This window comes from Mycolicibacterium sp. CBM1, from assembly GCF_054073305.1.
This window is the reverse complement of the sequence record NZ_JBSXPP010000031.1, coordinates 23808-29807: the sequence shown is the minus strand read 5'-3', so window position 1 is coordinate 29807 and position 6000 is coordinate 23808. Positions and strand designations below refer to the sequence as shown.

The window sequence follows — 6000 nt, the reverse complement described above, 5'->3', positions numbered from 1 at the left end:
CACGGCGGAACCCTGCAAGCCGAACTCGTGCGGCTGACCCGATACCCGCTTCTCGTCGTCGACGAAGTCGGTTACATCCCGTTCGAACCCGAAGCGGCCAACCTGTTCTTCCAACTCATCTCCTCCCGCTACGAACGAGCCAGCCTCATCGTCACCTCCAACAAACCCTTCGGCCGCTGGGGCGAAGTCTTCGGCGACGACGTCGTCGCCGCGGCCATGATCGACCGCCTCGTGCACCACGCCGAAGTCATCGCACTCAAAGGAGACAGCTACCGCATCAAAGACCGAGACCTCGGCCGCGTCCCCACCGTCACGGCCGACGAACAATGAACCCAGCTGGTCAAAATTCACTCGCCGACAACTGGTCAGGATTCAGTTGCCGTTGACATCGGGAGTTCCGGAAAGGAGAAGTAGCGCAACGGAATATCGGTCAACGACTCCGGCTCCCGACCCATGCTCCGCAACCGCTCGGCCAACTCCGGCGCCGAGTTCTCCATGTCGATGTACATAACCGTTATCGGTTCACCTGCGGGATGGCCGAGGACCGACTTGCCCGACGCGAGGCTCACCGCGATGTCCAATGCAAGCAGCGACTTGCCGACAGCCCCCTGGCCGATCAACGAGCCCGACTCGCCCTCGTTCAGCAGGCTGGGGATGACCGGGCGCGCGGCGGGCACCTTTCCGAGTGCGGCCCAATTGAGCGGGATCAGTCCCGAACGGTATTCAGTCACTAGGCCACCGCATTCCGGGCGCTGTACGCCATCTCTCTCTCCGCCAAAGCTTCCCGGTGCACGGACACCACAGCGCCCCCATCCGCCGGACGATTCAACTTCCGCCACAGCGGGCTGGTCGTTGGATGAGGAAGCTTCTGGACGATGGAGGCACACCCGTTGCACGGAGGCCGCAGTTTGTCCCACCCCCCAGCATTGTCCTGATGCCCCCATGCACACTGGGCGCCGCAGACGACGCACAACCCAAATTCGACGTAGATGTCCTTCACCTTGTCCCACCGCTGTGCTTGCCGCAGCGTCTCGGCAACCCTCCGCGTCATGCGGCACCACCAATCGGGCGCGCAAGGTTCAGAAGGGATTCGCGATCAACGCGGATCATCTTCGGGCCGATGCGGTATGCGCGGAGGCGCCCATCGGCGATCCAGCGCCGGATTGTCTTCTCGGAGAGGCCGAACTCCGCCGCTGCCGCCTTGATGGACGGGCGCGCCGGAAGGTCTCCGAGGACCTTGTAGTTGTTGAGATTTTTCATGGTGCACACGATGACGTACGCCACCGACGATGGTCAGTGTGTCGGTGGGCGGTACCGAACTCTTGTTCGATTTACTGGACGCTCTCGACCGGCACTTCGATGCTCACCGCCAGCCGCGAGAGCGCCGCCGCCACTTCCCGGTCGCGCCCCTCAGCGATCCCTTGGTACAACAACGAAGCCTTCGCAGTCGAATGGCCAAGCCTTCCCATCGTTTCCGCCAAACTGGCGACCCGCGCCGTCTGCGTACCCGCAAAGTGTCGCAGGTCGTGTACACGTACGCCGTCGCACCCAATTACGTTGAGCGCCTTGGCGAAATACTCCCGGCTGAACACGCGGTCGTTCATGTGACCGCCGCCGGCTGCGGGGAACAGAAGAGCCTCATTATCGTTGGCTGGCAATGCCGCCAAGCGTTTGGCGATATCGTCCCGAATGTGTGGCGGAATAACGACGATTCGCGCCTTGCCCGACTTTGGCGTGCTGACGCGATACTCGCCGTCGCGGCGCGTCACACCCCTTGCGACGGTGAGGAGTTCGCACCCGGCGCCAACATCCTTCCGGCGCAGCTCGGATACCTCGCCCCACCGAAGCCCGCACCAGGCCGACAGCAGGACAAGTGCTCGTAGCCGTGCAGGGCGGATGGCATCAGCTAACCGTGCCACGTCGTCGACTGAGAGCTGAACAGGTTCTTTCGCACGGCTGGTCGTCATCGCTTTTCTGATCTTGCAGGGATTGTCGGCGAGCGCCCCGTCACCTACAGCCATCGAGCAGATCGCGTGCAGAAGGGCGTAGCAATGACTGTTCCTCGTGCGGTGCTCGACACCGAGCCCGACGTACCAGACGCGCACGGCCTCAGCGGACAATGCAGGCAAGGGAACCGAGCCGAGCGCGGGCAGGATGTGGAGGCGAAGGATGTCCCTGTAGTGCGATTCCGTGCGCGGGCGGAGCTGCCGCTCCTGTAGGTACTTTTCGGCGTATTCCGCCACGGTGGTCTCTCTTGACCTCCGCTCGGCCACCCGCAATGCCGGCGGTGTCCACTCGTCCCGCTCCACCAAGCGCCGCTCTAGAGCGACCCACGCTTCGGCGTCCATCTTGGCCGAGAAGGTTGTCGGTGCGGTGTATCGGACCATGTCGGGTCCCACGTAGCTGGCCTGGTACCGCTTCGACGGAAGCTGCCGAATGCGCCCCCAGCCCCGCCGACCAGGCTTTCCAGCCATTTTTCGCCTTTTCGTGCCATATACGTGCCATATACGCCATCGCAAGGGTACGGGTGTCCATGTGTGGGTGCCACGTCAACCGATATATTGCCAGATAGATGGCCAATCACGGCAGTCAGGGCGTCTGCCTCCGGAGCAGAAGGCCGCAGGTTCGAATCCTGCCGGGGGCACTCAGGTTTCTGCTGACGCCGGCATTGATTCCCGGCTCTTTGATTCTCACCTCGACAAGCCGTGGCAAATTTCCCATGGAACGGCGTCGGCCCCGTGTCGCGTCGGGTACGGTCCTTACCAGCAAAGACACCTACAAGTTGCGGGGACTGTCGATGGGTCGCGGTCGGGTTCGGGCGAAGAGCAGCGTGCTGCTCGGCGCGCTGGTCTCCGGCGCGCTCGCATCCGGAGGTATCAGCACTGCACCGGCCGCCAATGCGTCGTGCTTTTCCGCCTTCGGCCTGGGTAACGGCAATGGCTGCACCAGTAACCTGACGACTTTCGCAATCGGCATCGGATCGGGAGCCGTGGCGAATGCCGGTAACGCACTGTTCGGTGGTGCGATCGCCGTGGGAACCAACGCCAACGCCGTCACCAACTTGAGCGCCTTCACCCTCGGCGCGGCGTTCGGCGACAACGCGATCGCCGCGACGTTGATGTCGCTGTTCGGCTGGAACATCCAGATCGGGCCGGGCACCGCGACGACACTCGGCGGCGTGTTGAACCTGGTGCTGGGCATCTCACCCGACGGCGTGACGGCGAACTCCACCGGCGCCATCGGCCTAGGCAACATCACCATTCAGATCGGACCAGGCACAACCTCCACCATCGGCGGTTTCAACATCGCGATCGGCGCGTTGGGCGGCACCGACGCCCAGTCAACGGGGGCCGCCGGCGTCGGCAACTTCTCGTTCCAGATCGGCCCAGGGACGGTGCTGAACGTCGGCGGCCTCAATGTCGCCATCAGCATCTCTCCCAACAGCAATGGCACACAGTCCACTTCTGCGGGAGGCTTGGGAGTCTTCGCGCTCAACTTATTCGGCGGTGCCGGCAGCAACGTACTGGTACAAGGCCTTCTTAGCACTGCCGCGAACATCGCCAGCGCCAGTACCGTTCTGGTACAAGGCGTTTTGAGTGCCGCAGTGAACCTCTTGGGCAGCGGCAACTCGCTCTCGGTTAATGGCGCACTGAATGCGCCGCTGAGTGTGGCGCTCAACATTTTTGGCTCCAACAACACGCTGACTGTCAACCGCGGTCCGCTGGCGTTTGTGGCGTCCGTCCTCCAGGAGGGCGCCAACCTCGTGCAAAACGGTCCCGGCATCAAAATCGGGACGCCCTTCCGGCTGCCGCAGGTCGGCAAGTTGCCCACCCTCCCGCTACCGCCTACCTTCTCCACCCCGCCCGCGACCCCCACGACCACCGCTGCCTCCGTCGGGCACGTCAGCCCGCGGGCCCCTGCAACCACGGTTGCCGACGCAACGCAGAGCTCAGCCCCGGCAGCGGCCGCCGGTGACACTGACACGACGTCCTCCCCGACGAAGGCCGCCAGCGCCCGCGGGCGGCATGCTGCAGACCCAGAGGCCTCGAGCACCGGCCGACACGCGGCCAAGTCGCCGACGTCCGGTACCGGACGCCACGCCGCCGCCGCCGCGAGCACGTCTACCGGCAGCGGCAAGCACGCCGCAGCCGAGGACGCCTCTACCGGCAGCGGCAAGCACGCCGCAGCGTCCGGCTCGGGCCAGGGCGGCAAGCACCGCAAGCAATAGCTGGCCAAACCAGGTGATCTGTGCGGTGGCATACGGGGCCGATGCAAACGCCACGGCAAATTATCGTTCGTAGTTACAGTTCGTTGCTATCCCGTGCGCCGGGCAAGGCTCGTGGGCAGCAGCCTGAATGTCACCGACCTGGCCGGGCCGCGTGCCGATCGCCGATAGCGCGCTGCCGCCGGCCTCCGACATCGTCCACCCCTGCTCACGCCCGCGGGCAGACACCGCCCTTCAGGTCCGGCGTCGACGCACTGTCCCGAGCGAAGCTCGCGCTATCGTGACGACGCCACGTCTGGGAAGATCCACGGGAAAAGCTGTCAGTCGGTTCTGCGTCCGGTACGTTCCTATCCAGCAAAGACACCTAAGGGCAGGTTATGTCGATGGTCATGGTTCGTGCGCGCGGCGGAGCGCTGCTCGGCGCGCTGGTCTCCGGAACACTCGCGATGAGCACACTCGGTGAGGCTCCGGCTGCCACTGCGTCATGCATCTCTGCCTTCGGTATCGGCAACGGCGGCGGATGCACGAGCAACCTCACCAGCATCGCGATCGGTATCGGCGAAGGTGCAACCGCCAACGCCGCCAGCGGGTTGTTCAGCGCCGCCATCTCGGTCGGCACCAGTGCAGTCTCCGCCACCACGTTCAGCATCATGAGTTTCGCGGTCGCATTCGGCGACAATGCCAAAGCGTCAACACTCCCCTCGCTTTTCAGCCTCGCCTGGCAGTCCGGGGCCGGCACCACCGCAGCCGCCGGCGCCCTCAGCGTCGCCATCGGCATCATGTCCGACGCTGTGGGCACACAGTCAACCGGCGCTGCGGGAGTAGGAACCTTTGCCCTCCAGCTCGGGCCGGGCACCATGACCAATATCGGCAGTCTCAATCTCACCCTTGCCCGCGCGTCGGGCGGTGACGGGACAAAGGTCACCACCGCGGCCGGGTTCGGCAATCTGGCGATCAATGTGGGCGACGCCGGCACGGCGTGGGTGCAGGGCTTCTTGAGCGCCGCGGCGAACGTGATGGGTGACAGCACCGTCACCGCCCAAGGAATCTTGACCGCCGCGGCGAACCTGCTGGGTGATGGCAATATCGTGTCGTCCCTCGGGCCCTATCCCGACACCACTCTGAGCTTGGCGTTCAACGCGTTCGGCAACGGCAACACGGTGACGGCCGGCTGGGGCCCATTCGCTATCGCCGGCGCCATCTCGCAGAGTCTGCAGACCATCGTCCAGTCGCTCCCGGGCACCAATATCAACGGCATTACCGCCGCAGGCAATACATCGGCCGCCAGCAGTAAGCGCGCTGCCGCAGCCTCGACCGCCCGGCTCACCGGCACCAAAGCCAGTGCCACGGCCAGCGCCGGATCGTCAACCGGCACCAAGGCCACCACCGCATCGAGCAAGCGTGCCGTGGGACACAAGAAGACGACTTCGTCTTCGTCGAGCGCGTCGTCGTCTTCGTCGAGCGCGTCCGGCGACAAAGCCGCCCGCTCCGCTCGTTCGCGTTCCTAGCAAGGGGCGTGGCGCGATCACCCGCTACGTGGTAGCACGTCCGCGCCGAAAAACACCGAGACACGTCTGAGGTTGGGCAGTCGACGCAATCCAGCACAGTGCTTAGCTACCAGCGTTCGGACATTTTGCGGTCGACGGGCCGTCCATGAACTGATCGACGGCCCTCGTTAACCGCACCTCGCGCACGGCGCCGCCGACACCGAACGCCGGCGAGATGGCGGCCGACGCCGTTCACGCAACAGCCATTCGGCTGAGCTCGGCGATGCG

At 64.7% G+C, this 6000-nt stretch carries 6 protein-coding genes; 3 read left to right on the top strand and 3 right to left on the bottom strand.

Features of this window, described 5'->3' with window-relative positions; all coding sequences use genetic code 11:
* Positions 1–330, top strand: a 330-nt coding sequence (locus ACXDF8_RS25660) for an ATP-binding protein (RefSeq protein WP_457226079.1), incomplete at its 5' end; no start/stop codon positions are given.
* A gap of 35 nt (positions 331–365) precedes the next feature.
* On the opposite strand, the gene ACXDF8_RS25655 is transcribed toward ACXDF8_RS25660, so the two are convergent.
* The 3 genes from ACXDF8_RS25655 to ACXDF8_RS25645 all read right to left on the bottom strand — a co-directional run bounded on the left by ACXDF8_RS25655 (position 366) and on the right by ACXDF8_RS25645 (position 2387).
* A complete protein-coding gene (locus tag ACXDF8_RS25655) occupies positions 366–731 on the bottom strand; it encodes an AAA family ATPase (RefSeq protein ID WP_457226078.1) in 366 nt (121 codons plus the stop codon).
* Between the two features lie 316 nt (positions 732–1047).
* Positions 1048–1284: a helix-turn-helix domain-containing protein gene (locus ACXDF8_RS25650; protein WP_457226077.1), complete on the bottom strand. Its 237-nt coding sequence runs from the start codon at positions 1282–1284 to the stop codon at positions 1048–1050.
* Between the two features lie 47 nt (positions 1285–1331).
* On the bottom strand, positions 1332–2387 hold the full coding sequence (locus tag ACXDF8_RS25645) for a tyrosine-type recombinase/integrase (protein WP_457226076.1): 1056 nt from the start codon (positions 2385–2387) through the stop codon (positions 1332–1334).
* A gap of 185 nt (positions 2388–2572) precedes the next feature.
* On the opposite strand from ACXDF8_RS25645, the gene ACXDF8_RS25640 reads away from it, so the two are divergent.
* The gene (locus tag ACXDF8_RS25640; protein WP_457226075.1) at positions 2573–4228 is read left to right on the top strand and encodes an autotransporter outer membrane beta-barrel domain-containing protein; all 1656 of its coding nucleotides are present in this window, start codon (positions 2573–2575) and stop codon (positions 4226–4228) included.
* A gap of 380 nt (positions 4229–4608) precedes the next feature.
* Positions 4609–5733 carry a hypothetical protein gene (locus tag ACXDF8_RS25635; protein WP_457226074.1) on the top strand — a complete coding sequence of 375 codons (1125 nt, stop codon included), beginning with the start codon at positions 4609–4611 and terminating at the stop codon, positions 5731–5733.
* Positions 5734–6000 lie beyond the last annotated feature (267 nt).

Bases quoted from the DNA above. Each gene is read 5' to 3' on its own strand.
- ACXDF8_RS25645 (WP_457226076.1), bottom strand. From the start codon at position 2,387: ATGGTCCGATACACCGCACCGACAACCTTCTCGGCCAAGATGGACGCC.
- ACXDF8_RS25640 (WP_457226075.1), top strand. From the start codon at position 2,573: ATGGCCAATCACGGCAGTCAGGGCGTCTGCCTCCGGAGCAGAAGGCCG.
- ACXDF8_RS25635 (WP_457226074.1), top strand. From the start codon at position 4,609: ATGGTCATGGTTCGTGCGCGCGGCGGAGCGCTGCTCGGCGCGCTGGTC.